Source organism: uncultured Roseibium sp., from assembly GCF_947496995.1.
Lineage (GTDB): Bacteria > Pseudomonadota > Alphaproteobacteria > Rhizobiales > Stappiaceae > Roseibium.
The window spans coordinates 300,240-321,202 of sequence record NZ_CANMFD010000005.1 but is presented as its reverse complement, the minus strand read 5'-3'; the positions used below and the strand labels follow the sequence as shown (position 1 = coordinate 321,202).

At 62.1% G+C, this 20,963-nt stretch carries 19 protein-coding genes; 8 read left to right on the top strand and 11 right to left on the bottom strand.

Going from position 1 to position 20,963, the window contains the following annotated elements:
* Positions 1 to 8: 8 nt before the first annotated feature.
* Positions 9 to 665: a hypothetical protein gene (locus tag Q1B40_RS20295; RefSeq protein ID WP_299818586.1), complete on the top strand. Its 657-nt coding sequence runs from the start codon at positions 9 to 11 to the stop codon at positions 663 to 665.
* 9 nt (positions 666 to 674) lie between these two features.
* Here Q1B40_RS20295 and folK read toward each other — a convergent pair whose 3' ends face one another.
* From folK to Q1B40_RS20275, 4 genes are all read right to left on the bottom strand, one after another.
* On the bottom strand, positions 675 to 1,223 hold the full coding sequence (gene folK, locus Q1B40_RS20290; RefSeq protein WP_299818583.1) for a 2-amino-4-hydroxy-6-hydroxymethyldihydropteridine diphosphokinase: 549 nt from the start codon (positions 1,221 to 1,223) through the stop codon (positions 675 to 677).
* A 1-nt stretch (position 1,224) separates the two neighbouring features.
* Positions 1,225 to 2,043 carry a dihydropteroate synthase gene (gene folP / locus Q1B40_RS20285; RefSeq protein ID WP_299818581.1) on the bottom strand — a complete coding sequence of 273 codons (819 nt, stop codon included), beginning with the start codon at positions 2,041 to 2,043 and terminating at the stop codon, positions 1,225 to 1,227.
* A 123-nt stretch (positions 2,044 to 2,166) separates the two neighbouring features.
* On the bottom strand, positions 2,167 to 3,378 hold the full coding sequence (locus Q1B40_RS20280) for a multidrug effflux MFS transporter (protein ID WP_299818579.1): 1,212 nt from the start codon (positions 3,376 to 3,378) through the stop codon (positions 2,167 to 2,169).
* Entirely contained in the window at positions 3,375 to 3,836 is a 462-nt protein-coding gene (locus Q1B40_RS20275; RefSeq protein WP_299818577.1) for a MarR family winged helix-turn-helix transcriptional regulator, read from the bottom strand. The genes Q1B40_RS20280 and Q1B40_RS20275 overlap by 4 nt, the downstream gene beginning before the upstream one ends.
* Before the next feature lie 204 nt (positions 3,837 to 4,040).
* Between Q1B40_RS20275 and typA the strand changes: the two genes are divergently transcribed.
* The 4 genes from typA (at position 4,041) to Q1B40_RS20255 (ending at position 8,703) form a co-directional block, all read left to right on the top strand.
* On the top strand, positions 4,041 to 5,864 hold the full coding sequence (gene typA, locus Q1B40_RS20270; protein WP_299818574.1) for a translational GTPase TypA: 1,824 nt from the start codon (positions 4,041 to 4,043) through the stop codon (positions 5,862 to 5,864).
* A 601-nt stretch (positions 5,865 to 6,465) separates the two neighbouring features.
* Entirely contained in the window at positions 6,466 to 7,398 is a 933-nt protein-coding gene (locus Q1B40_RS20265) for a sulfurtransferase (protein WP_299818572.1), read from the top strand.
* A gap of 1 nt (position 7,399) precedes the next feature.
* Positions 7,400 to 8,530 (top strand): YeeE/YedE family protein, encoded by a 1,131-nt coding sequence (locus Q1B40_RS20260; protein WP_299818569.1) that lies wholly within the window; start codon positions 7,400 to 7,402, stop codon positions 8,528 to 8,530.
* On the top strand, positions 8,527 to 8,703 hold the full coding sequence (locus Q1B40_RS20255; RefSeq protein ID WP_299818566.1) for a hypothetical protein: 177 nt from the start codon (positions 8,527 to 8,529) through the stop codon (positions 8,701 to 8,703). The genes Q1B40_RS20260 and Q1B40_RS20255 overlap by 4 nt, the downstream gene beginning before the upstream one ends.
* Positions 8,704 to 8,936: 233 nt before the next feature.
* Here the strand turns inward: Q1B40_RS20255 and Q1B40_RS20250 are convergent, their stop codons facing one another.
* Positions 8,937 to 10,166: a tetratricopeptide repeat protein gene (locus tag Q1B40_RS20250; protein WP_299818559.1), complete on the bottom strand. Its 1,230-nt coding sequence runs from the start codon at positions 10,164 to 10,166 to the stop codon at positions 8,937 to 8,939.
* Positions 10,167 to 10,305: 139 nt separating this feature from the next.
* On the opposite strand from Q1B40_RS20250, the gene Q1B40_RS20245 reads away from it, so the two are divergent.
* Positions 10,306 to 11,358: a MaoC family dehydratase gene (locus Q1B40_RS20245; protein ID WP_299818556.1), complete on the top strand. Its 1,053-nt coding sequence runs from the start codon at positions 10,306 to 10,308 to the stop codon at positions 11,356 to 11,358.
* A gap of 75 nt (positions 11,359 to 11,433) precedes the next feature.
* Here Q1B40_RS20245 and Q1B40_RS20240 read toward each other — a convergent pair whose 3' ends face one another.
* The 3 genes from Q1B40_RS20240 to Q1B40_RS20230 form a co-directional block, all read right to left on the bottom strand.
* Positions 11,434 to 12,708 carry a murein L,D-transpeptidase family protein gene (locus Q1B40_RS20240; protein WP_299818553.1) on the bottom strand — a complete coding sequence of 425 codons (1,275 nt, stop codon included), beginning with the start codon at positions 12,706 to 12,708 and terminating at the stop codon, positions 11,434 to 11,436.
* 357 nt (positions 12,709 to 13,065) lie between these two features.
* Entirely contained in the window at positions 13,066 to 14,022 is a 957-nt protein-coding gene (locus Q1B40_RS20235; protein WP_299818550.1) for an acetyl-CoA carboxylase carboxyltransferase subunit alpha, read from the bottom strand.
* Between the two features lie 220 nt (positions 14,023 to 14,242).
* A complete protein-coding gene (locus Q1B40_RS20230) occupies positions 14,243 to 15,088 on the bottom strand; it encodes a DUF3108 domain-containing protein (RefSeq protein ID WP_299818547.1) in 846 nt (281 codons plus the stop codon).
* 412 nt (positions 15,089 to 15,500) lie between these two features.
* Between Q1B40_RS20230 and rpmB the strand changes: the two genes are divergently transcribed.
* On the top strand, positions 15,501 to 15,806 hold the full coding sequence (gene rpmB / locus Q1B40_RS20225) for a 50S ribosomal protein L28 (protein ID WP_103223310.1): 306 nt from the start codon (positions 15,501 to 15,503) through the stop codon (positions 15,804 to 15,806).
* Between the two features lie 25 nt (positions 15,807 to 15,831).
* Positions 15,832 to 16,497: a VUT family protein gene (locus Q1B40_RS20220; protein ID WP_299818532.1), complete on the top strand. Its 666-nt coding sequence runs from the start codon at positions 15,832 to 15,834 to the stop codon at positions 16,495 to 16,497.
* 416 nt (positions 16,498 to 16,913) lie between these two features.
* On the opposite strand, the gene Q1B40_RS20215 is transcribed toward Q1B40_RS20220, so the two are convergent.
* The 3 genes from Q1B40_RS20215 to cobS are packed head-to-tail and all read right to left on the bottom strand — an operon-like array spanning position 16,914 to position 20,911.
* Entirely contained in the window at positions 16,914 to 17,951 is a 1,038-nt protein-coding gene (locus Q1B40_RS20215; RefSeq protein WP_299818528.1) for an esterase-like activity of phytase family protein, read from the bottom strand.
* 17 nt (positions 17,952 to 17,968) lie between these two features.
* On the bottom strand, positions 17,969 to 19,885 hold the full coding sequence (gene cobT / locus Q1B40_RS20210) for a cobaltochelatase subunit CobT (protein WP_299818525.1): 1,917 nt from the start codon (positions 19,883 to 19,885) through the stop codon (positions 17,969 to 17,971).
* Positions 19,886 to 19,924: 39 nt separating this feature from the next.
* Positions 19,925 to 20,911 (bottom strand): cobaltochelatase subunit CobS, encoded by a 987-nt coding sequence (gene cobS / locus Q1B40_RS20205; protein WP_299818522.1) that lies wholly within the window; start codon positions 20,909 to 20,911, stop codon positions 19,925 to 19,927.
* Positions 20,912 to 20,963: the final 52 nt, after the last annotated feature.

Genomic DNA, 20,963 nt, shown 5'->3' with positions numbered 1-20,963 from the left:
CGGCAGAGTTGACGAATGACCTCACCGCCGCCGGGTTCCTGCGTCTGGGCGGGTTTCATCCCGCCCCGGACCATCCCCTACCCGCGCTTTCCGGTGGCCGGAAGGCAGAAAGCCTCCTGCTGATCGGCAGCACCGGCCCGGCTTTGTGGCCGGTCTTCGAGAACAGCCCGGAATATACCGACGGCCGGCCCGACCCGCTCGACCGCTATACGAAACGTGTCCTGGGCGAATGCGCCGCAAGGCACGGCTTCAAGGCGCTGTTTCCCTTCGAGGGCCCGCCGTATCATCCCTTTCAGCAATGGGCGTTGAAATGCGGCGGCTTCTCGCCGAGCCCCCTGGGCGTGCTCGCGCATGGCGCCTTCGGGCTTTGGGCGGGCTTCAGGGCCGCGTTTCTGAGCTCCGCGAAGCTTCCCGAGGCCTTGGCTGTGGCTGAAGACGGTCCCTGCCCGACCTGCGCGGACAAACCCTGCCTCTCCGCCTGCCCGGTGGACGCCATATCGCTTGAAAACGGTTACGACGTGCCCGCATGCCGGGAGTATCTGGCGGGTAATCCGGCGAGCGACTGCTGGTCCGGCTGTCTGGCCCGGCGCGCCTGTCCTTTCGGAGCCCCGCACCGGCAAGCCTCCGGGACGGCCGGTTTTCACATGAAGAGTTTCGCCGTTTAGAGACTGTCTTCAGTCGAGCAGCTTCACGACACCGTCCCGGTCCGGGCAGATTTCCAGCGCGTCCGCCGCCGTGCGCCCGTCGCCAAGCGGCGCATCGGGCCAGATTTCGGCCAGCGGGATCAGAACGAAGGCCCGGTCACCCATACGCGGATGCGGTATTTCGAGGTCGCTTTCCACCACCTTTTCAAGGCCATAGATCAACACATCGATATCGATCGACCTCGGCCCCCAGCGGACATCGCGCACCCGCCCGAGTTCGGCCTCCACCTCAAGACAGCGCTTCAACAGCTCGACCGGGCTGAGAAGCGTGTCGATGACCACACAGCAATTGCGGTAGTCGTCCTGCGGCACAGGCCCCCAGGGCGGCGTGCGGTAGTCGGAAGACCGCAGCACCAGCGTGATGCCCTCCGTCTGCTCCAGCTTTCCTATCGCCTTATCCAGGATGGCCTTCGTATCGCCGACGTTGGACCCGAGGCCCAGGGCGCAGCGTGTCGGGGCGCGGCGGATCGGAGTCTCGCCGGTTTCATCGGTGCCCGGCGTCCATTTGGAAGTTGTCATCTCAGTTGGGGTTCCGTTCAAGCGAGGTTGCCTCAAGCATACGCACGCAATCCGCATGTGGACCCACATCATGCGCCCGCACGATCGCCGCCCCTTTCAAAAGGGCGGTCATGTGGACGGCGAGTGAGCCATAAAGGCGGTCTTCGATATCCGCACCGAGCACGGCGCCGATCATCCTCTTGCGCGATGCTCCGGCAAGAAGCGGCAGCCCGTGTTTCTTCAGGGTCTCGAAGCGGTTGAGAACAAGAAAATTCTGGTCGATGGTCTTGCCGAATCCGAAGCCCGGATCGAGAATCTGCTTTTCCCGGGCGATACCGGCCCGGCTTGCAAGTTCCATCGAGGTTTCGAAGAACCTGTCGATGTCGCCGAGAATATCGAGATCGCCGTCGGCACCCGAACGATTGTGCATCATCACCACATGCGCCCCGGCCTCGGCCACAGCATCCGCCATGGCCGGATCCTTCTGCAGGCCCCAGACGTCATTGACGATGACCGCTCCCGCCGCGCAGGCGCGCCGGGCGATTTCAGCCTTGTATGTATCGATGGAGACCGGCGTTCCGAGACTGACGACATCTTCCAGGACGGGCGCGAGCCGTGCCCATTCCTCTTCCTGCGCGACCGGCACCGAATTCGGCCGCGTGCTCTCCGCTCCGATATCGAGAATATCGGCACCCTCGTCGATCATCGCCCTTGCATGGGCCAGCGCCGCACCGGGCACGGCATGCTGTCCGCCGTCCGAGAAGGAGTCGGGTGTCACATTCAGGATGCCCATCACATGCGGGCGGTCTGTCGGCAGACGGTATGCAGCGGCTTTCGCCATGTCGCGGCTCCTCAGGGCCAGCACCCAGGATTAATCCGGCTCCTGATGCCTGCTCCGTCGGAACGGGTCAAGCGCCATCGCACGCGCGCGCCCCTGTTATTCCGGCTTCGCACCGGATGCGCCTTACTCCGCAGCGGCTTGTTGCGGCACCTGACTTTTGAAATACATGCTGCAGGCGATACCGACAATCGGCATCGCCGGCAGGATCACGGCCAATCCAAGGACCGGATCATGCAGGGCAGCGACAATCAGGCTCGCCACGATACCGCCGCCGAACTGCAGAAATCCGACGAGGGACGAGGCAGCGCCGGCGATATTCGGAAACGGTGCCATGGACTCCGTGAAGCTGGCCGGCAGGACCAGAGCCAGGCCGAATGCGAACAGGGCGACAGGCCCCATGACGGTCGTGACTGTCGGTTGCTGTGTCAGGTTCAGCCAGCACATCAGCACGGACGCGACAACCCAGATCGCCAGGCCGTAGGGCACCAGTTTGCGCGCCTCCACGACCCTGAGCAGGCGGCCGGTCAGGATCGTGCCCGAAATGAAGGCCCCGGATTGGATGATCATCGACAGGCCGAACTCGGACGGCTTCAGGCCGACCTCATAGATCAGCACGAAGGGCAGGACGGTTGCCAGCGCATAGAGTGTGCCGAGACCGAAGCCGATCAGAAGGCTGGGCCCCAGAAAACGCGGATCCTTGAGCAGGGTCATGTAATTGGAAAACAGCCGGCGCGGCTTCAGGTGATGTTTGCCGGGGTTTGGATTGGTCTCCACCTGAAAGAGGACAACCGCAATCATCAGCATGGCTCCGTAGATCACCATGCACCAGAACACTTCCTGCCAGCCGAACAGCTCCAGCACGAAGCCGCCGATTGTCGGTGAGATGGCCGGACCGAGCGCCAGCATCATGGCGATGGTGTTCATGATCCTGGACGAAGCCTGACCGGAAAACTGGTCCCGGACGATCGCACGGGAGACGGCAATGCCGATGGCCGCGCCGACACCTTGCAGCGCCCGCGCAGCGACCATGAATTCCACCGTCGGCGCAAGCGTCGCCAGCACACTGGAGATCAGATAAAGAGTAAGGAAAGCCAGCGTGACGGGCTTGCGTCCGAAGGCATCGGTGACCGGGCCGCAGACCAGCTGGGCAAGGGCGAAGCCGGCAAAATAGGCTGTCAGGGTAAGCTTGACCGCTGAATCGCTGGTACCGAACGCCTCAACAAGCGCGGGCATGGCCGGCGTATACAGCGCCATCGAGATGGGACCGATGGCGACAAGGCCAGCGCCGAGAAGCGCAGTGCGCCTTGCGCTCATGATCGGGGTGTCGGAAATCATTTCTGTTTCCCTCTGGAAACCTCTTGCAGCATGCTGTCCTTCATCGTCTGCAACAGATCTTCCAGAACGTGCTGTTTGTCCGGCGCAATCTCTTCCAGCGCCTGCGAGCGCACCGACTGAAGAGCCGTGCCGATGCGTTCAAGGAGCGGATCGGACTGCGGCGTCAGCTTGATGAGCTTCGCCCGTTTGTCCGTCGGATCGGCGCAACGCTTGATCAGACCGGCCGCTTCCAGGGAATCCAGATATCCGACCAGGGTCATCGGCTCGACATACATGTTCTCGGCCAGAACAGCCTGCCGCTGTCCGGGACTGCGCCAGACATAAAACAGGGTTCTCGCTTCGCCGACCGTCAGCCCCGTGTCGACATCCATAAGGGCTGTTTCAAAGCGTCTGCGGATCAATCGTGCCAGATCGACGACCAGCATGGTGACGCCAACGCTCGGAGGAGGAACAGACATCGCCACTCCAATTTAGTAAGGTTACCTTACGAATTACGCCTTCCACCACATACTGTCAATGCGCACTTGTGACATTGCATTGCACAATCCTTCCCGGCCACGTATAAAGGCGCCAAATTCGGCGAAGCAGCCGATCTGTAGATATCTCACATCCAGACATGCTGCGGGTCCTCAAAGGGCCCGCTCTGTCTTTTGGAGCCACTCATGAACTTGCGCAATATTGCCATCATCGCACACGTTGACCATGGCAAAACAACACTGATCGACGTTCTTCTCAAGCAATCCGGCGCGTTCCGCGACAACCAGCGCACGGAAGAACGAATGATGGACTCCAACGACATAGAGCGCGAACGCGGGATTACCATCCTTGCGAAGGTGACGTCGCTGGTCTGGAAAGACACCCGCATCAACATCGTCGACACACCCGGCCACGCCGATTTCGGCGGTGAGGTCGAGCGTATCCTGCACATGGTCGACGGCGTGATCCTGCTGGTGGATGCCGCCGAAGGCCCGATGCCGCAGACGAAATTCGTGCTCGGCAAGGCGCTGAAGCTCGGCCTCAAGCCGATCGTCGCGATCAACAAGATCGACAAGCCCGAGCAGCGCGCCGAGGAAGTCCTCGACGAGGTCTTCGACCTGTTCGCCGCGCTCGACGCCAATGAAGACCAGCTCGATTTCCCGGTTCTCTACGGCTCCGCCAAGCAGGAATGGATGGCGCTCGAGCCGGACGGACCGCAGGACAACATGGACCCGCTGTTCGACATGGTTCTCGACCGGATCGCCGAGCCGGAAGCCGAGCCGGGCGAATTCCGTATGCTGGCGACGACCATCCAGTCCGATCCTTTCCTCGGCCGCATCCTGACCGGCCGTATTGTTTCGGGCACCGCCGTGCCGAACATGGCCGTCAAGGCCCTGGCACGGGACGGCAGCGTCGTCGAGACCGGCCGCATCTCCAAGGTTCTCGCCTTCCGCGGCCTGGAGCGTCAGCCGATCGATCAGGGCGAAGCAGGGGACATCGTCTCCATTGCCGGCCTGACCAAGGCCACCGTCGCCGACACGCTCTGCTCCCCCTCCATCAGCGAGCCGCTGCAGGCCCAGCCGATCGATCCGCCGACCCTGTCCATGACCTTCCGCGTCAACGACAGCCCGCTGGCCGGCACCGAAGGCGCCAAGGTGCAGTCGCGTGTCATCCGCGAGCGCCTTATGAAGGAAGCCGAAGGCAACGTCGCCCTGAAGGTGGAAGAAACCGACGAGCCGGACGCCTTTGTCGTCTCCGGCCGCGGCGAACTGCTGCTGGCGATCCTGATCGAGAACATGCGCCGCGAAGGCTTCGAGCTCGGCGTCGGCCGTCCGCGCGTCGTCTTTCAGTATGACGATGCCGGAAACCGGCTGGAGCCGATCGAGGAAGTCATCATCGACGTCGACGAGGAGCACTCCGGTGCCGTCGTGCAGAAGCTGCAGGAACGCAAGGCCGATCTCCTGGAGATGAAGCCTTCCGGCGGCGGACGCACGCGTCTCGTCTTCCACGCCCCGACCCGGGGCCTGATCGGCTACCAGGCCGAGCTCATGTCCGACACCCGCGGCACGGCCATCTTCAACCGCCTGTTCCACGGCTACGAGCCCTTCAAGGGCCAGATCCAGGGCCGTCATACCGGCGTGCTCCTGTCCAACGGCACGGGCGAGGCGGTAGCTTACGCCCTGTTCAACCTGGAAGACCGCGGCCCGATGATGATCGACCCGGGCACCAAGGTCTATCCGGGCATGATCATTGGCGAGCATACCCGTGGCAACGACCTGGAAGTCAACGTCCTGAAGGGCAAGCAGCTCACCAACATCCGCTCCGCCGGCAAGGACGACGCGGTCAAGCTGACCACGCCGAAGAAACTGACCCTGGAAGCGGCGCTCTCCTACATCTCCGACGACGAGCTGGTAGAGGTCACCCCGGTGTCGATCCGCCTGCGCAAGGCAATGCTCGACCCGCATGAGCGCAAACGCGCCGAGCGCTCAGCCAACAAGGCCTCCGCGTAAGGCGACTGCCGAACCCGACACACCCTCTGCCCCGGCCTCGCGCCGGGGCCACGTCACGCGTGCATTGAAGGTCCCGGATGATGTCCGGGACCTTCGCTTGTTAAGGTCTCCCGTTGTGGGACACGGCCGGGGTATTTGAACGGGAGGTTTCGCCAAGTTCCTGCGTCACCCCGTGCGAGCGAAGCGAGACCCGGGGCCTACTCATTTCCAGGGAGCACGTGAACTGCACAAGCATTGCTCCCTGAAAGTCCCCTTTTTCAACAAGTTGCACGGCGAGTAGACCCCGGATCTGCGCTTCGCTTGTCCGGGGCGACACTCGGAGGGTCACATCCTCGATAGAGGTATTTGCCGCAACCTCCCGCTAAACTGCGACCGCACTCTCCTGTAAGGCAAAACCGGGTGCCAACCGCAGAACCCGTCTCACCTCCTCCGCAAAGCTTTGCCCGCAAAACCGCCCACCTTGGTTCAAATTATCAACCGGCCGGACAAATTTGAAATGCCATCCCTGTTTCCCCTGCGACAGATCCCCTAGATTCAGCGACAATCAAACAGACGCGGTCTGCCGAAAGCCGGACGGCCGCTGACCAGGAAAGCTGATTTCATGAAACACTTCGCGCTCGCATTGGCGATGGCCACAGGCCTTGCAACCTCTGCCCATGCCGCCACATTCGGCCCGCTGGTGGAAGCGGCCGAACTGTCCGCTTCGCTGGAGACAGCCCAGCCGGTCCTTCTCGACATCCGCAACGCCGGATATGAGGAAGGTCATGCGGACGGCGCCCTGTTCGCGCCCTATCGCATGTTCCGCGGACCGGCGGAAAACCCCGGTGGTCTCGTCGACGTCGAAAAGCTCGAAGCCGAACTCGAAGAGCTCGGCCTGGAGCAGGACGCCCCGATCGTGATCCTTTCCGAAGGCAAGACCGACACCGATTTCGGCGCCGCGGCCCGGGTTTACTGGACCTTGAAGTCCACCAGCTTCACCGACCTGTCGATCCTCAACGGTGGTCTCGTCTCCTGGCAGGCAGCCGGTCTGCCGGTGAACAAGACGGTTGAATCTGCCATGCCGAGCGAGCTTGAGCTGACCTTCGACGACACCTGGCTGGCAACGACCGCAGACGTCGCCGCTGTCGCCGCCGGCGAGAAAGACGCGCTTCTGGTCGATGCCCGTCCGGCCGATTTCTACAATGGTCAGAAGGCCCATGACGCCGCGAAACGCCCCGGCACCCTTCCGACCGCGACCAACCATGCCTATACCACCTTCTTCGACAAGGGCTCTCCCGCCATGTCGACAGCCATCGACCCGGCCGCCCTCAAGGCGACCCTCGGCGTTCAGGACGGTAAGGACACGGTCTCCTTCTGCAACACCGGCCACTGGGCCGCGACCCACTGGTTTGCTGTTTCGGAACTGGCCGGCGTGAAAAACGCCAAGCTTTACCCCGGTTCGATGGTAGAATATTCCAACGCCGGATTTGAAATGGCCAACACGCCCGGCCTTTTCGAAAACCTGTTGATCCAAATAAAGCAGATTATCAACTGACGTGACCACACTGACCGACAGCTCCTTGAACGCCACGACGCCAATCCTGCGCCGTGGCGTCCTCGTTCTGGCCGGCTTCGCCGTCGTCTTCGCGGCGGCGCTTCTGGCCGGTGGCCGCTTCGGCCTGATGCTCGCCATCGGGCTGGGTTTCGGCATCGTGCTGGAGGGTCTGCGCTTCGGTTTCGCCGGCCCCTGGCGCGCCATGATCCTGCGCCGCGATCCGGCCGGGATCTGGGCCCAGCTGCTGGCAATCGGTCTGGTCACGCTGGTGGCGCTGCCGATGATCTCCGCCGGTTCCGGTGAATTGGTCGGCGCGGAAGCGCCCGTCGGGTTCGCCATGATCGCCGGGGCGTTCATTTTCGGGGCCGCCATGCAGGTGGTGCTCGGCTGTGGCTCCGGCACCCTGGTCAACGCGGGCTCCGGCAACGCGGTTGCCCTGATCGCCCTGCCCTTCTTCGCCATCGGCAGCTTCGCCGGCGCCTATCACCTGATCTGGTGGACGGATCTCGGCGCGCTGCCGATCATCAAGTTTTCCGGCTGGCAGGGCGTCGCCCTCACGCTGCTCGGTCTTGCGGCCATCGCCGGCCTCCTGTGGAAGCTCGCCCCGCCCGAACACCGCCGTCTGCCGCGACGGCTGATCATCGCCGCCGTTCTGCTCGCAGCGTTCGCCATCCTCAATCTTCTCGTCGCCGGACAGCCCTGGGGCGTCGTCTACGGGCTGGGCCTCTGGGCCGCCAAGGCGGCTTCCGCCGCCGGCGCGGATCTCTCCGGGTCCGCCTTCTGGAGCGCGCCGGGCTCGCTCGACCGCCTGAAAAACAGCATCCTGACGGACTACACCTCACTGACGAATATCGGCATCGTGCTCGGCGCCTTTCTCGTTGCCAGCTGGCGCGTCGGCGGCCTGTCGCAGAAGCTCCCGAGGCTTCCGGTCCTGGCCTGGATTGCCGCCATCGTCGCCGGCTTCCTGCTCGGCTATTCCTCGCGTCTTGCCTTCGGCTGCAATGTCGGCGCGTTCTTTTCCGGCATTTCGACAGGAAGCCTGCACGGCTGGGTCTGGTTCGCAGCCGCCTTCGCCGGATCGATCTACGGTGTCCGTCTGCGGCCGCTCCTCAAGCTGGAGCCGAAACCATGACCCGTCTGGTCACCGCCACCATCGCGGTTCTGGGGATTGCCGTCCTGATCGCCCTCGACGCTTCCGCCACCCCGCCCAACCCCTACAAGGCCCCGCCGCTCCTTGCTCTAGGCTCCGGCACGGCACCAAGCGGCGGCTTCTGCGGCGCCTTGCCGGACGGGGCAGGGAAGTAGAGGAAAAAAGTCCCCGGCATCGAGAAAATCTCAGGCCCCAGATGAGAGCGCCTCTCTTTCGTCGTCCCGGACGCAGCGCAGCGAAGATCCGGGACCGGTGAGCCACAGACTTTCGTCTGATTCTTCTCCCCAAGCCAAATCCTTTGGCTCACCGGTCCCGGCTTGTGCTTCGCTTGCCGGGATGACGCACGAGGGGCATTGCTTCAAAAAACCCGTTCCACAAAAGACCCGGTTCAACCGTTCTCCAACGCCGCCAGCCGGGAATTCAACTCCTCGATCATCCACGCATCGCGCGGTGCGAGCCGGTCCGTCACCTGGAGGTCTTTCGCGATGGCTAAGGCTTTGGTCAGCATCTCTCGCGCCTTTTCGGGCACAGCTTCTGAAATCTTCACGTAGGAGACAACCAAGTCCCGCTGCCATTCACTGTTCGAGCCGTCCGACCCGGCAAGTCGCTCGGCAACCTCAAGACCGGCCTCGAAACGTATCAGTGCCTCCCCAAGCTTGCCTTGCGCGACCAGAACATCGCCGATCCTGTCATAGCTGACAGATAGATCACGCTGCCATTCGCTGTTCGAGCCGTCCGACCCGGCAAGTCGCTCGGCAACCTCAAGACCGGCCTCGAAACGGGTCAGCGCCTCTCCAAGCTTGCCTTGCGCAATTAGAACATCGCCCAGACAATTGTCCGCAACCATCTTCGCCCGGTGATCCTGCCGGCCAGACGCCAGATCATGTGCACGGGAAAAGGCCTCCCCGGCGATAACCAGATTTCCCGCGCTCACTGCGACGTCTCCGAGGTCGATCTGGGCAGCCTCGTTTTCGGGCCAGAGGCGAACGGCGTCCTGAAGGGCTTCAAGGGCCTTGGCCTTGTCATTCAGATACAATAAGGCAGCCCGGTGCCGGGCGGCTTCCGAAGCTTCAAAAAAAGCCTGTTTGCCTTCTTGCGCACGGTCATCCTGGATCTGGCGGAAGATGCCTTCGGCAAGCGCCGGTTGTCCCTGTTTCAGGGCAGCTATTGCATCCGTGATCGTCTGCGCGGTGGCATCCTCGGGTGAGACCTCCTCCAGTGCCTCCACTGCGTCTTCCACACGCTCAGCCGCTTTTTCCTGTTGATCACCGCTTTCTCCGCGCAGCGTCTGCGCCGCCGCGAACAGCCGGCGGAAATCCTCTGAGGACAAGTCCTTCATATGGTCGAGCACCTGCCCGTCAGTGGAGAGCGGTGACGATTTCTCAGGCACATTAACGTTGACAACCGTGGGAGAGGGTGTCCCCTCCTGATCTCTTCCTACTAACTTTGGAAAAAGCTTTAAAACTGTAAAAATGCCGCCCAACAACACAAGCGGAGGGCCTGCTACCCATGCTACTTGTTCGTGCAATGGTAAATTGGCGACGCCTGTGCAGACACCATGGCCCCAATGCCAACCAATACTTGCACAATCAAAAAATCCTAAAAATCCATTTTGCATCGAAATATCTCTGATACCCCCGCAATCAGAAGTATAAATAGCTTATACTAATCACCTCTATCAGCAAAACGTTCAACTTGCCCTTGTGCGCCGCAGCAGGCTTAATGCGCGCCGGTGGGATCACAGGCAGGAGGTGGCGTTGAGCAAGACCGATCAGGGCAATTTTTTCGAGGATTTCAAGATCGGGCAGGTGATCCGGCACGCGACGCCGCGCACAGTCACCAGCGGCGACCAGGCGCTTTATACGGCGCTCTACGGCTCCCGCTTCGCCGTGCAGTCCTCCGATGCCTTTGCCAAGGGGCTCGGCTATGCCCATGCCCCCATCGACGACCTGCTGACCTTCCATATCGTCTTCGGCAAGACCGTTCCGGATATCTCCCTGAACGCGGTCGCCAATCTCGGTTATGCGGGCGGGCGTTTCCTTGCGCCGGTGTTTCCCGGAGACACGCTCTCCACCGTCTCGGAAGTGATCGGCAAGAAGGAAAATTCCAACGGCAGGACCGGCGTCGTCTACGTGCGCTCCACCGGCTACACGGACAAGGGCACGGAGGTGCTGGATTACGTGCGCTGGGTGATGGTCAACAAGCGCGTTGCGTCCAACCCCGCGCCCGAACCGGTGGTGCCGGACCTTCCGGCCGCCCTCGACCCGCAGTCCCTCGGCATGGCCGTGCCCCTGCTGGACAGCGCCAGGTGGGACAACGACCTGTCCGGCTCGCAGTACCGCTTCGATGATTATGAAATCGGCGAGAAGATCGATCATGTCGACGGCATGACCGTGGAGGAAGCCGAGCACCAGATGGCCACCCGGCTGTACCAGAACACGGCCAAGGTTCATTTCAACCAGCACACGGAGGCGACAAGCCGCTTCGGCCACCGGCTGATCTATGGCGGTCACGTCATTTCCATCGCCCGGGCGCTGTCCTTCAACGGACTGGCGAACGCCTTCCACATCGCCGCCATCAACGGCGGCCGTCACGTCGCCCCGCTGGCAGCCGGCGACACCGTCTATGCCTGGTCCGAAGTTCTCGACAAGGCCGATATCGACGGGCGCACGGATGTCGGCGCGCTGCGCCTGAGCCTGATCGCCACCCGCAACCGGCCGTGCCACGACTTTCCCGGCAGGAACCCGGATGGCGCCTACGCGGACAACGTCATTCTCGATTTCGATTATTGGGCCTTGATGCCGAAATAGCCTTCGCGATCCGGATCAGCGGACGTTCAATTCAGATCAAAGAACGTCCGAAAGCTGATCGGTCAGAAAGGGGCTCTAAGGCTTCGCGGCAGGCACCACTTCCGTGGCGATCGGCCCGACGCCGTCGCCTTCGTCCGCGGTCTTCGGACCGAACGGCACCCAGCGCTTGAAGAAACCGCCGACAGACCCGCCGCGCGGTTTTTCCTCAGCCACGAAGGCCGTTTCAACCGCGGCGCCCGGCCGCTTCTGCGCTTCCGGAGCACTTACGGCTTCCGTAGCTGCGGTCTCTACCGGCTGATCGGTGGCAACAGGCTGCGCACCCGTTTCGGCATCGGTCCCGGCAACTGCGGTTTCGGCTGCCTGGTCCTCCTGCCCGCCGCCGAGAACTTCGGCGATGCGGTTGGAGCGTTCTTCCCAGCGTTTCTGGCGTTCCTCGCGCGCATCGAAGCGCGCGGCAAGCATCTGGAACTTCTCATTGTCCTTGCGCTGCTTCGCCGAAACGGCGGAGGCGATCCGCGGACTGATCTTCAGGTCCGGACATTTCGCGCTGGCGCGGAACGGCACGCCCTGAACCAGCGTTGTGGCGTCGAACACGTATTTCCGTTCGCAGACCGCGATCTCCGGCGGCTGCTGCGTGACTTCGAAATGGTCGTAACCGGTCTTCAGCATCTGCCAGAATTCCAGATGCTCGCTGTTGCGGTGGCGCGCCATGTTTTCCGGGGTCATGCGGAAGGGATAGGCCTGCACCTGGAAGGACCGCTGCCCGCCCTTGAAGCTGTCACGGGCCAGCGCGTAGATATCCTGAACCTGTTCGTCTGTCATGGCGTAACAGCCGCGCGACGAGCAGGCACCATGCACCATGAGGTGCGACCCTGTACGGCCGTGCGAGCGGTCATAGGCGTTCGGGTAGCCGAGATTGAAGGCCAGGTGATAGCTGGAGTTGGGGTTCATCAGCGCCGGGGTGATCTCGTAGAAGCCTTCCGGCGCCTGACGGTCGCCTTCCTTGAACTTCGGACCAAGGTCGCCGGACCACTTGCAGATCTCGAATTCTTCCAGAAGCTTGTATTTTCCGCTGCGCGTCTGTTTCCAGACCTCGAGCGCGGATTCTTCCTTGAAGATGCGGATCATGATCGGCGAAGTGGCGCTCATGTTGAGATCGCTCATCTTGCGCTTGATCGACGCACTGACCGGACGCTGCGCCTTGGGACCGTATCCGAATTCATCGGCCTGGCAGGAGGCAAGAAAACCGGCGGCAAGCAGCGCACAGGCTAGCCTGGTCGAGTTGCCGCGCAGACTTTCCAGACCTTGCCGGATGCCGTCCCGCATCTTCATGAAGCGCCGAAACACCATGATACTATCCCAAACTCGCCCGAACTTGCCGGAAACCGCTGGCGGCCTTCAGCCGTGTGCCAAGACGATCCGCTCGTATTTCCAGTCATTTCGCCCCTGCGCGAGGCTAGGGTACGATGGTTGACGATAAGTTACTGAATCTTGTTCTCACCTGCGAACCAAATTCCGGTGATGACAACCATTTTCGCAGAAAGACCGGTTTCAGCCCTTGTCCATGGTGACCTGAGTGCGGGAAAATTCTGGCCAGACAATGGCAAACCCGGCAGCTTTGTGCCGGGAATTGCGAATATTCTGCTGAAATTTCAGTAAATTGGCGTAACCGGCGCCTCAACAGCCAAACAAAAGCCCTTACAGCTCTCAGCCGAGTGTGCGGCCTATGGAGATGAATTTCTCGCGCCGCTGCTTGCGCAGTTCGTCCGCGCTCAGACCCGACAGTGTTTTCAGCGCAGCCTCGATGGACTTCCCCGCGGAGTCGATCACGATCTCGCGGGCACGGTGCGCGCCGCCGACCGGTTCCTCGATGATTCCGTCGATCACACCCAGTTGCTTGAGGTCCTGAGCGGTGATTTTCAACGCGGTCGCCGCGTCCTGCGCCTTGGTGCTGTCCCGCCACAGGATGGAAGCCGCGCCTTCCGGCGAGATCACCGAATAGATGGCATGCTCCATCATCAGCACCTTGTTGGCGGTCGCAATCGCAATGGCTCCGCCCGAACCGCCTTCACCGATCACCACGGATACGGATGGTGTGGCAAGGCCGAGACCGGCATCGGTCGAGCGTGCAATCGCCTCCGACTGCCCGCGTTCTTCCGCGCCACGGCCCGGATAGGCGCCGGACGTGTCGACGAAGGTGATCAGCGACAGGCCGAAGCGCTCGGCCATTTCCATGATCCGGACCGCCTTGCGATAGCCTTCCGGCCGGACCATGCCGAAATTATGCTTCAGCCGCGTCTCGGTGTTGTGACCCTTTTCCTGGGCCAGAACCGCCACGGACTGGCCGCGGAACCGGCCGATCCCGGCGATCATCGCGTGATCTTCGGCAAATTTGCGGTCACCGGCGAGCGGAGTGAAATCCTCGATCAGCCCGGCGATGTAATCGACGGCATGCGGCCTGTCCGGATGACGGGCGACAAGCGTTTTCTGCCAGGGCGTCAGCTTGGAATAGAGTTCCTTCAGCGTTTGCGAGGATTTTGCCTTCAGCCGGGCGATTTCGTCCTCGACATTGACCGTTTCGCCACCGGCGGCCAGCGCCCGCAACTCCTGGATCTTGCCTTCTATGTCTGCAACGGGCTTTTCGAATTCCAAATAGCTGCGCATTTACTCGGTTACCTGAGACAAGCCGGCACCGCCTCAAGAAAGCGGCCACTCCGGAAAACAGTTACATGGGCATTCTTGGCCCGGACAGCATGATGTGGTGGGCTGTAACAAGAGACGCAAGGAGGCGCAAGCCTTCGCTTTGCCCTCCTACCTCCAAACTCGGGTCGACAAGGGACGACCCGGCCACGCGCCGGGGCGCTTTCCTCTTCAACGGACGACTTCAGCGGGAGGCCTGATCGCTACCTGCGCCCTCGATGTTCAGCTTGGAGGCTTCAACGACCAGACGGCCGGTCTGCGTGTCGATCGAAATCCGGTAGGGGATCAGGACGTTTTCGCGGCCCATCGGCGCAACCCAGACCTCCATGTTGGCCTTGGCCATATGCTTGACGGACTCCTTGGACGGGCGGTGACCGGCAACCGGAACCCAGCGCGCCTTGCACACGACCACCGGTCCGTCATACCCGCGCCCGGAAACCTCCTTGGTTCCCTCATAGCTCAGCTTGATGTCGAACCGGGTCCAGCCGTCGAAAATCGGCAATTTGCGCGAGCAGGCCTTCGGACCCAGGCTGTCCTTGGCACGGCCGACCGGCATCAGCGCCGCGCTCAGCGGATCGATAGCATTGCTGGTATGACGGTTGGTGACCTTGATGCGTTCCGCATTCGGCTTGAACTGCGGCGCCACATCCATGGATCGGATGCTGCCGGAGCCCTGGCTCAGCTTGACGTGAAAATCGATGTTCGCCGCATGGGAGGCCATACGGTACTTGGACGGCACGACCCGCGAGCCCACCAGCCAGCCGGAAGCTTCCGCCCCGCCCTTGCCGGTGGAAAACAGCGTTCCGATGCCAGCCGGCTCCAGGCTGACCTTGGCGGAATAGGCGTTGCCCTGCATGACAAGCGAGAGCGATCCCCGGCCGACCTTGAAACCGGCGATGGAGATGGAATAAAGGCCGCCGACACTGCTCTTTTCCGCATGAGCCGGTGAAATCAACAACGCGCCCGCAAGCATCGGCAGAGCAATCAGCCGTTCCGGGATCAGACCCGATGAAAACCTAAAACCAAACACCTCAAAACCTCCGCACTGCCAGATCCGGCAGCGAATTGCGCCCCCGCGCGCCAAAAGTGTTCCGTAACGGCAAGGATATCACGAATTCCGCCCGATGAACGCAACCAATCATTCTAAATTATGGTAACTGACTGGTTAACGTCCGGTGTCGAGAACTGTTGAAAATCGCTATAGCCGCAATGAATATTCATTCCCGAGCCTCCCGGAGGACCTTCCTGCGGAGAAAAATCACAGAATCTTGCCAAATCGCCGGAGATGTCTTGACGCTGGCGCGCGCTGCCAGTATAGCGGGGCAACTTTTTTCCGAGAATTGCCGGAGACGATGTCGCCGGACCTAAGGTCCGCGCCGGTTCCGGTTTGGACTTGCCGGGTTCCATGTAACGGCCCGGCCACGAAAACAAAAGGTGATATCATGGCACGCCGTTGCGAACTTTCCGGTAAAGATGTGATGACGGGCAACAACGTCTCGCATGCGAACAACAGATCCCGCCGCCGGTTCCTGCCGAACCTGTGCAACGTGTCTCTCATGAGCGACACGCTTGGCGAAACCTTCAAGCTGAAAGTCTCGGCTCATGCCCTGCGCTCCGTTGAGCACCGTGGCGGCCTCGACGCTTACCTGAGCAAGGCTTCCGACGCGCAGCTCTCCGACGCTGCCCGCAAGATCAAGGTCAGCATCAAGCGCAAGCAGGCTGAAGCCGCAGCTTCCGCTGCCGCCTAAATTCCAACCCCTTGGGGTAAAAATCATGACGGATACCCGGAATTTTTCCGCGGGCCATCACGCCATCGCGATCCTCGCGATGGCGATTGTCGTTGTGGCCTCCAACTATCTTGTCCAGTTCCCCGTCGAGCACATTGTCGGCGGCGTCAATCTGGCCGATACGCTGACGTGGGGTGCCTTCACCTATCCCGTCGCATTTCTGGTTACGGATCTGACCAACCGCCGCTTCGGACCGGCCGCCGCCCGCAAGGTGGTGATCGCCGGCTTCCTGATCGCGGTGGTTCTGTCCGTCTGGCTGGCAACCCCGCGCATTGCGATCGCCTCCGGCTCCGCGTTCCTGGTCGCCCAGCTCCTCGACGTCACCATCTTCAACCGCCTGCGCCGCTCGACATGGTGGAAGGCGCCGGTCGTTTCTTCCCTGATCGGTTCGGTGGTCGATACGATCCTGTTCTTCGGCATTGCCTTCTCGGCAAGCTTCGCCTTCATCGATCTCTTCTTCGGCATGGAAGACGGCTCACTCGCCTTTCCTGTCCCGTTCCTCGGCATCTCCGAAGAGCCCCAGGCGCTGTTGTGGGTTTCCCTCGCAGCCGGCGATTTCCTGGTGAAGATGCTGGTCGCGGTCGCGTTGCTGGCGCCCTATCGGGTTCTCCTCGGCATCTTCCAGCCCGCCCCGAACGGATCAGCGGCCTGAAGCTTCCCGCGACTTCAAGCACATGAAAAAAGCGCCCACCGGGCGCTTCAGAGTGCTGACGAACCCTTGCGGTCATCAACTCTGTTGAGTGAACCGAGAGACTAAATACTACCCTCGGCGGTCATCCCGGACGGTCTGCAGCGATAGCTGCATGGCCAGATCCGGGATCCAGACATATTTCGCGCCATAGGCGCGTCTTGTTCCATGATTTCAGAGACTTGACTGGTTGAGTGCTCGCTTGCGCTCGCGCTGACGTGCTGGTTTCCGGATCAGCGTGCAGCGACGCTGCACTTGTCCGGAAAGACGAAGCAGATTTGTCATCGGCCTGAAAATCGCCCACAGGCGCTTGTTTCGGGCACCGCACACCGCGGCAACATCTCTCGCGCCTGACGGCAGCTGATAAAGCTGCCTATCGCCTAATCGTCCAGACGGAACCTCAGCAGGATCGTTCGTTGGAGAAACGATCTGTTGTCGTCGGACAGCAGGGTCAGGATTGTTTCGCCGGCCTCGTTCCGGTGGACCGCCAGCGCTTCCATATTGTCGATCTGGTAGCCGAAATCCGCCTCAAGCAGCAATTCGCCCTCCAGAAGGGCATCCGGCCGAATAGACTCGCCCGGGAAGCGGCGCAGCCGCAGGCCGATCAGGTCGAGCAACGTGAACCGGCGCTCCAGAAGCAACATGTCGCCATCGGGCAGAAAAGCCGCGTCCGTGGCGTCGAACCCGTCATGCCGTCGGATCCCGAACCTGTCCGTCCCGTCCGGCCCGATGATGTAGCCCTCGAGATCGCTCCCCTCGCCTGCCGGGGATTCGGCGACAGCAATCAGACTGCCCGCGACGGAACTGCCACCGGGCGCGACGGCCAGCGCTTCCAGCCCAGTGTTACGGGGAAGCGCGCGGATATCCTCGGCAAGCTTCACTTCGCCGAGCATGCGCTCCTTGCCCGTTGTCAGCGGCCAGGGGTAACGGTAGATCGCGTTTCGGGTTTCGGCGGTCACGTAAAGATCGGAGCCATCCAGCGCCAGGGCTTCCGTGTCATGGCCCCAACGGGCCTTGAGGGCTTTGCCGTCCGCGCCGAGCAGCGGCGCCATGCGGACACCGGAAACATCCAGCGGCGTCCCTTCCGCTGTCTGCACGATCCGGCCGCTCACCCAATGACCGTGGTCCGTCACCGCGAGGAAGGCGTTCCCGCCTTCAAGACTGATAAGTCCGGAAAGTCCCCCGATCTCCCGATCGGACGCCAGCAGCTCCAACCCGCCGAGAAATGTCAGCTTGCCGAAAGTCCGCTCTTCACGGCCGATCTGGAAGATGTCGATTGCCTTGGTCCGGACATTGACGGGCTTTCCCTGGCTCAACGGTTCGTCGGCAAACCCGGCGACCGGTGACGCAAGGACGGCGGCCATAACGGCCAGGACAGCTGCGGATTTCTGAAAATGCCGGAATCGTCTTCCCGTCATGCGTCGCGCCGTGCCGATTAACGGCGGCCGGCGCGGCGGCGCCCGCGTGACTGGAAGTCCTGCTGGACGTTGTCGTCGAACAGATTGGCCAACTGGTCGGTCATCGCTCCGGCCAGTTCCTCCGCATCGACGATGGTCACCGCACGCTGATAGTAGCGCGTGACGTCGTGGCCGATGCCGATGGCGATCAGTTCGACCGGAGACCTGGTCTCGATTTCTTCGATCACATAGCGCAGATGGCGCTCCAGGTAGTTACCCGGGTTCACCGACAGCGTCGTGTCGTCCACCGGCGCCCCGTCGGAGATCATCATCAGGATGCGGCGCTGTTCGGGACGCGCCATCAGCCGGTCGTGCGCCCACATCAGCGCCTCGCCGTCGATATTCTCCTTCAGCAGCCCTTCCCGCATCATCAGGCCGAGATTGCGCCTGGCCCGCCGCCACGGAGCATCCGCGGATTTGTAGATGATATGCCGCAGATCGTTCAGCCGTCCGGGTGTCGGCGGTTTGCCGGCGCCGATCCAGCTTTCCCGCGACTGTCCGCCTTTCCACGCCTTGGTGGTGAAGCCGAGGATCTCCACCTTCACGCCACAGCGCTCCAGCGTCCGCGCCAGAATATCGGCGCAGGTCGCGGCGACGGTAATCGGACGGCCGCGCATGGAGCCGGAATTGTCGAGCAGCAGCGTCACGACCGTGTCGCGGAAATTCGTGTCCCGCTCCTGCTTGAACGCCAGAGGCGCCATGGGATCGGTCACCGCGCGCGTCAGCCGCGCCGTATCCAGCAAGCCTTCTTCCAGATCGAAATCCCAGGCCCGGTTCTGCTGTGCCATCAGCTTGCGCTGAAGCCGGTTGGCAAGCCGGGCGACGGCGCCCTGCAGCGGCGTCAGTTGCTTGTCCAGAAAACCGCGCAGCCGGTCGAGCTCCGCCATGTCGCACAGCTCTTCCGCGGTGACGGTCTCGTCAAACTGGTGGGTGAAAACCCGGTAATCGGTTTCCGGCCGGTTGCTGAAAGGCGAATTGGGCCGGTCGCTTTCGCCCGGCTCCTCGGCCTCTTCAGTCATGTCCTGGTCGGCGAAGTCATCCATATCGGCTTCGGCGGCTTCGGTGTCGCCGCTGTCCTGCTCCTCGCCGGAAAGTTCCATTTCCTGGGGAGAGGCTTCCTGTTCGCCGCTGTCCTCTTCGCCGTCGTCGCCGCTTTCGGCCTCGTCGTTGTCGCCCTGGTCCTCGTTCTGATCGGGATCCGTGTCCTCGTCCCGGTCGCCGATCTCGTCGGCCATGTCGAGGGACCTGAGCACATCGCGCAGGCGGTCCGCAAAGAGGTCCTGATCTTCCACTTCCGCTTCGAGCCTGTCGAGATCGTCGCCGGCCTTTTCCTCGATCCAGCCGCGCCACATATCGACGAGCTTTCGTGCGCTTTCCGGCGGCGTGGCCCCGGTAAGCCGCTCGCGCACCATCAGCGACAGCGCGTCCTGAAGCGGTGCATCCTCGCGGCTGGCAATGTCCGGCGCGCCGGATTTGCGGAACCTGTCGTCCAGCATCACCGCCAGATTGTCGGCAACACCCTGCATCCGCCGTGCGCCGACGGCCTCGCAGCGCGCCTGCTCGAGGGCTTCGAAGATCGCCCGTCCTTCCGCGCCCTGCGGCATGTTCTTGGCGTGCAGCGCCTTGTCGTGACAGGCGATGCGCAGCGCCATGGAATCGGAAAGACCCCGCGTCACGGCGATTTCGTGCGCGCTCAGCTTGCGCGACGGCTCCGGCAACCGGGCGGACAGGCCACTGAGGCCGGGACGGTCGCCGGAGAAAATCACCTCCAGCTCCCCTTCGCCCGAAATCGCGCGCATGGTCCCGGTCACCGACTGCTTGAACGGCTCGGTGGACGGTGCGGGCTTGTTGCCCGGAAGGGAATTGTTGCCCGGCCTGGCCCGTGTATCACGCACTTCCTAAGCCCTCATTTGCACTGGGTGCCATTGGGCCTCTCAGCTCATCACCACGTTGACGGACGATTCCGGCAGCTCTTCGCCGAAGCAGCGCTGATAGAACTCGGCGACGAGGGACTGCTCCATGTCATCGCATTTGTTGAGGAAGGTCAGGCGGAAGGAAAAGCCGATATCGCCGAAGATCTCGGCATTTTCCGCCCAGGTGATCACCGTCCGCGGGCTCATGACCGTGGAAAGGTCGCCGTTGACGAAAGCATTCCGGGTCATGTCGGCGAGACGAACCATCTTGGAAACGGTCTGGCGGCCTTCATCCGTGCGGAAGTGCTTGGCCTTGGCCAGAACAATGTCGACCTCGTTGTCGTGCGGCAGGTAATTCAGCGTGGTGACGATCGACCAGCGGTCCATCTGCGCCTGGTTGATCTGCTGCGTGCCGTGGTAAAGGCCGGAGGTATCGCCCAGGCCCACCGTGTTGGCGGTGGCGAAAAGTCGGAACGCAGGGTGCGGGCGGATGACACGGCTCTGGTCGAGCAGCGTCAGGCGGCCGGAGGATTCCAGGATACGCTGGATCACGAACATCACATCCGGACGGCCGGCGTCATATTCGTCGAAGACCAGCGCGACATTGTGCTGGTAGGCCCAGGGCAGGATCCCGTCCTTGAATTCCGTCACCTGCTGGCCGTCCTTCAGGACGATCGCATCCTTGCCGACAAGATCGATTCGCGAGATGTGGCTGTCCAGGTTGACGCGGATACAGGGCCAGTTGAGACGCGCGGCGACCTGCTCGATATGCGTCGATTTGCCCGTGCCGTGGTACCCGGTCACCATGACGCGGCGATTGTGCGCAAAGCCGGCGAGAATCGCCAATGTTGTCGGCCGGTCGAACAGGTAATCTTCATCTCGCTCAGGTACATGCTCGGACGGCGCGGAAAATGCCGGTACCTTGAGGCCGGAGTTGAAACCGAAAACCTCTTCCACGGAAACTTCAGTATCCGGCATGGCGATGGCCGCAGTCGTCGTCTCTGTCATCAGTCCTCCGCAGTCCCGTAATTCTCGGGAAGGGTCAATTGGAGAAAGCCTG

Bases quoted from the DNA above. Each gene is read 5' to 3' on its own strand.
- Q1B40_RS20250 (WP_299818559.1), bottom strand. From the start codon at position 10,166: ATGCAAAATGGATTTTTAGGATTTTTTGATTGTGCAAGTATTGGTTGG.
- Q1B40_RS20275 (WP_299818577.1), bottom strand. From the start codon at position 3,836: ATGTCTGTTCCTCCTCCGAGCGTTGGCGTCACCATGCTGGTCGTCGAT.
- Q1B40_RS20280 (WP_299818579.1), bottom strand. From the start codon at position 3,378: ATGATTTCCGACACCCCGATCATGAGCGCAAGGCGCACTGCGCTTCTC.
- cobS (WP_299818522.1), bottom strand. From the start codon at position 20,911: ATGACAGAGACGACGACTGCGGCCATCGCCATGCCGGATACTGAAGTT.
- typA (WP_299818574.1), top strand. From the start codon at position 4,041: ATGAACTTGCGCAATATTGCCATCATCGCACACGTTGACCATGGCAAA.
- Q1B40_RS20215 (WP_299818528.1), bottom strand. From the start codon at position 17,951: ATGACGGGAAGACGATTCCGGCATTTTCAGAAATCCGCAGCTGTCCTG.
- folK (WP_299818583.1), bottom strand. From the start codon at position 1,223: ATGACAACTTCCAAATGGACGCCGGGCACCGATGAAACCGGCGAGACT.
- Q1B40_RS20240 (WP_299818553.1), bottom strand. From the start codon at position 12,708: ATGGTGTTTCGGCGCTTCATGAAGATGCGGGACGGCATCCGGCAAGGT.
- rpmB (WP_103223310.1), top strand. From the start codon at position 15,501: ATGGCACGCCGTTGCGAACTTTCCGGTAAAGATGTGATGACGGGCAAC.
- Q1B40_RS20255 (WP_299818566.1), top strand. From the start codon at position 8,527: ATGACCCGTCTGGTCACCGCCACCATCGCGGTTCTGGGGATTGCCGTC.
- folP (WP_299818581.1), bottom strand. From the start codon at position 2,043: ATGGCGAAAGCCGCTGCATACCGTCTGCCGACAGACCGCCCGCATGTG.
- Q1B40_RS20220 (WP_299818532.1), top strand. From the start codon at position 15,832: ATGACGGATACCCGGAATTTTTCCGCGGGCCATCACGCCATCGCGATC.
- Q1B40_RS20265 (WP_299818572.1), top strand. From the start codon at position 6,466: ATGAAACACTTCGCGCTCGCATTGGCGATGGCCACAGGCCTTGCAACC.
- Q1B40_RS20235 (WP_299818550.1), bottom strand. From the start codon at position 14,022: ATGCGCAGCTATTTGGAATTCGAAAAGCCCGTTGCAGACATAGAAGGC.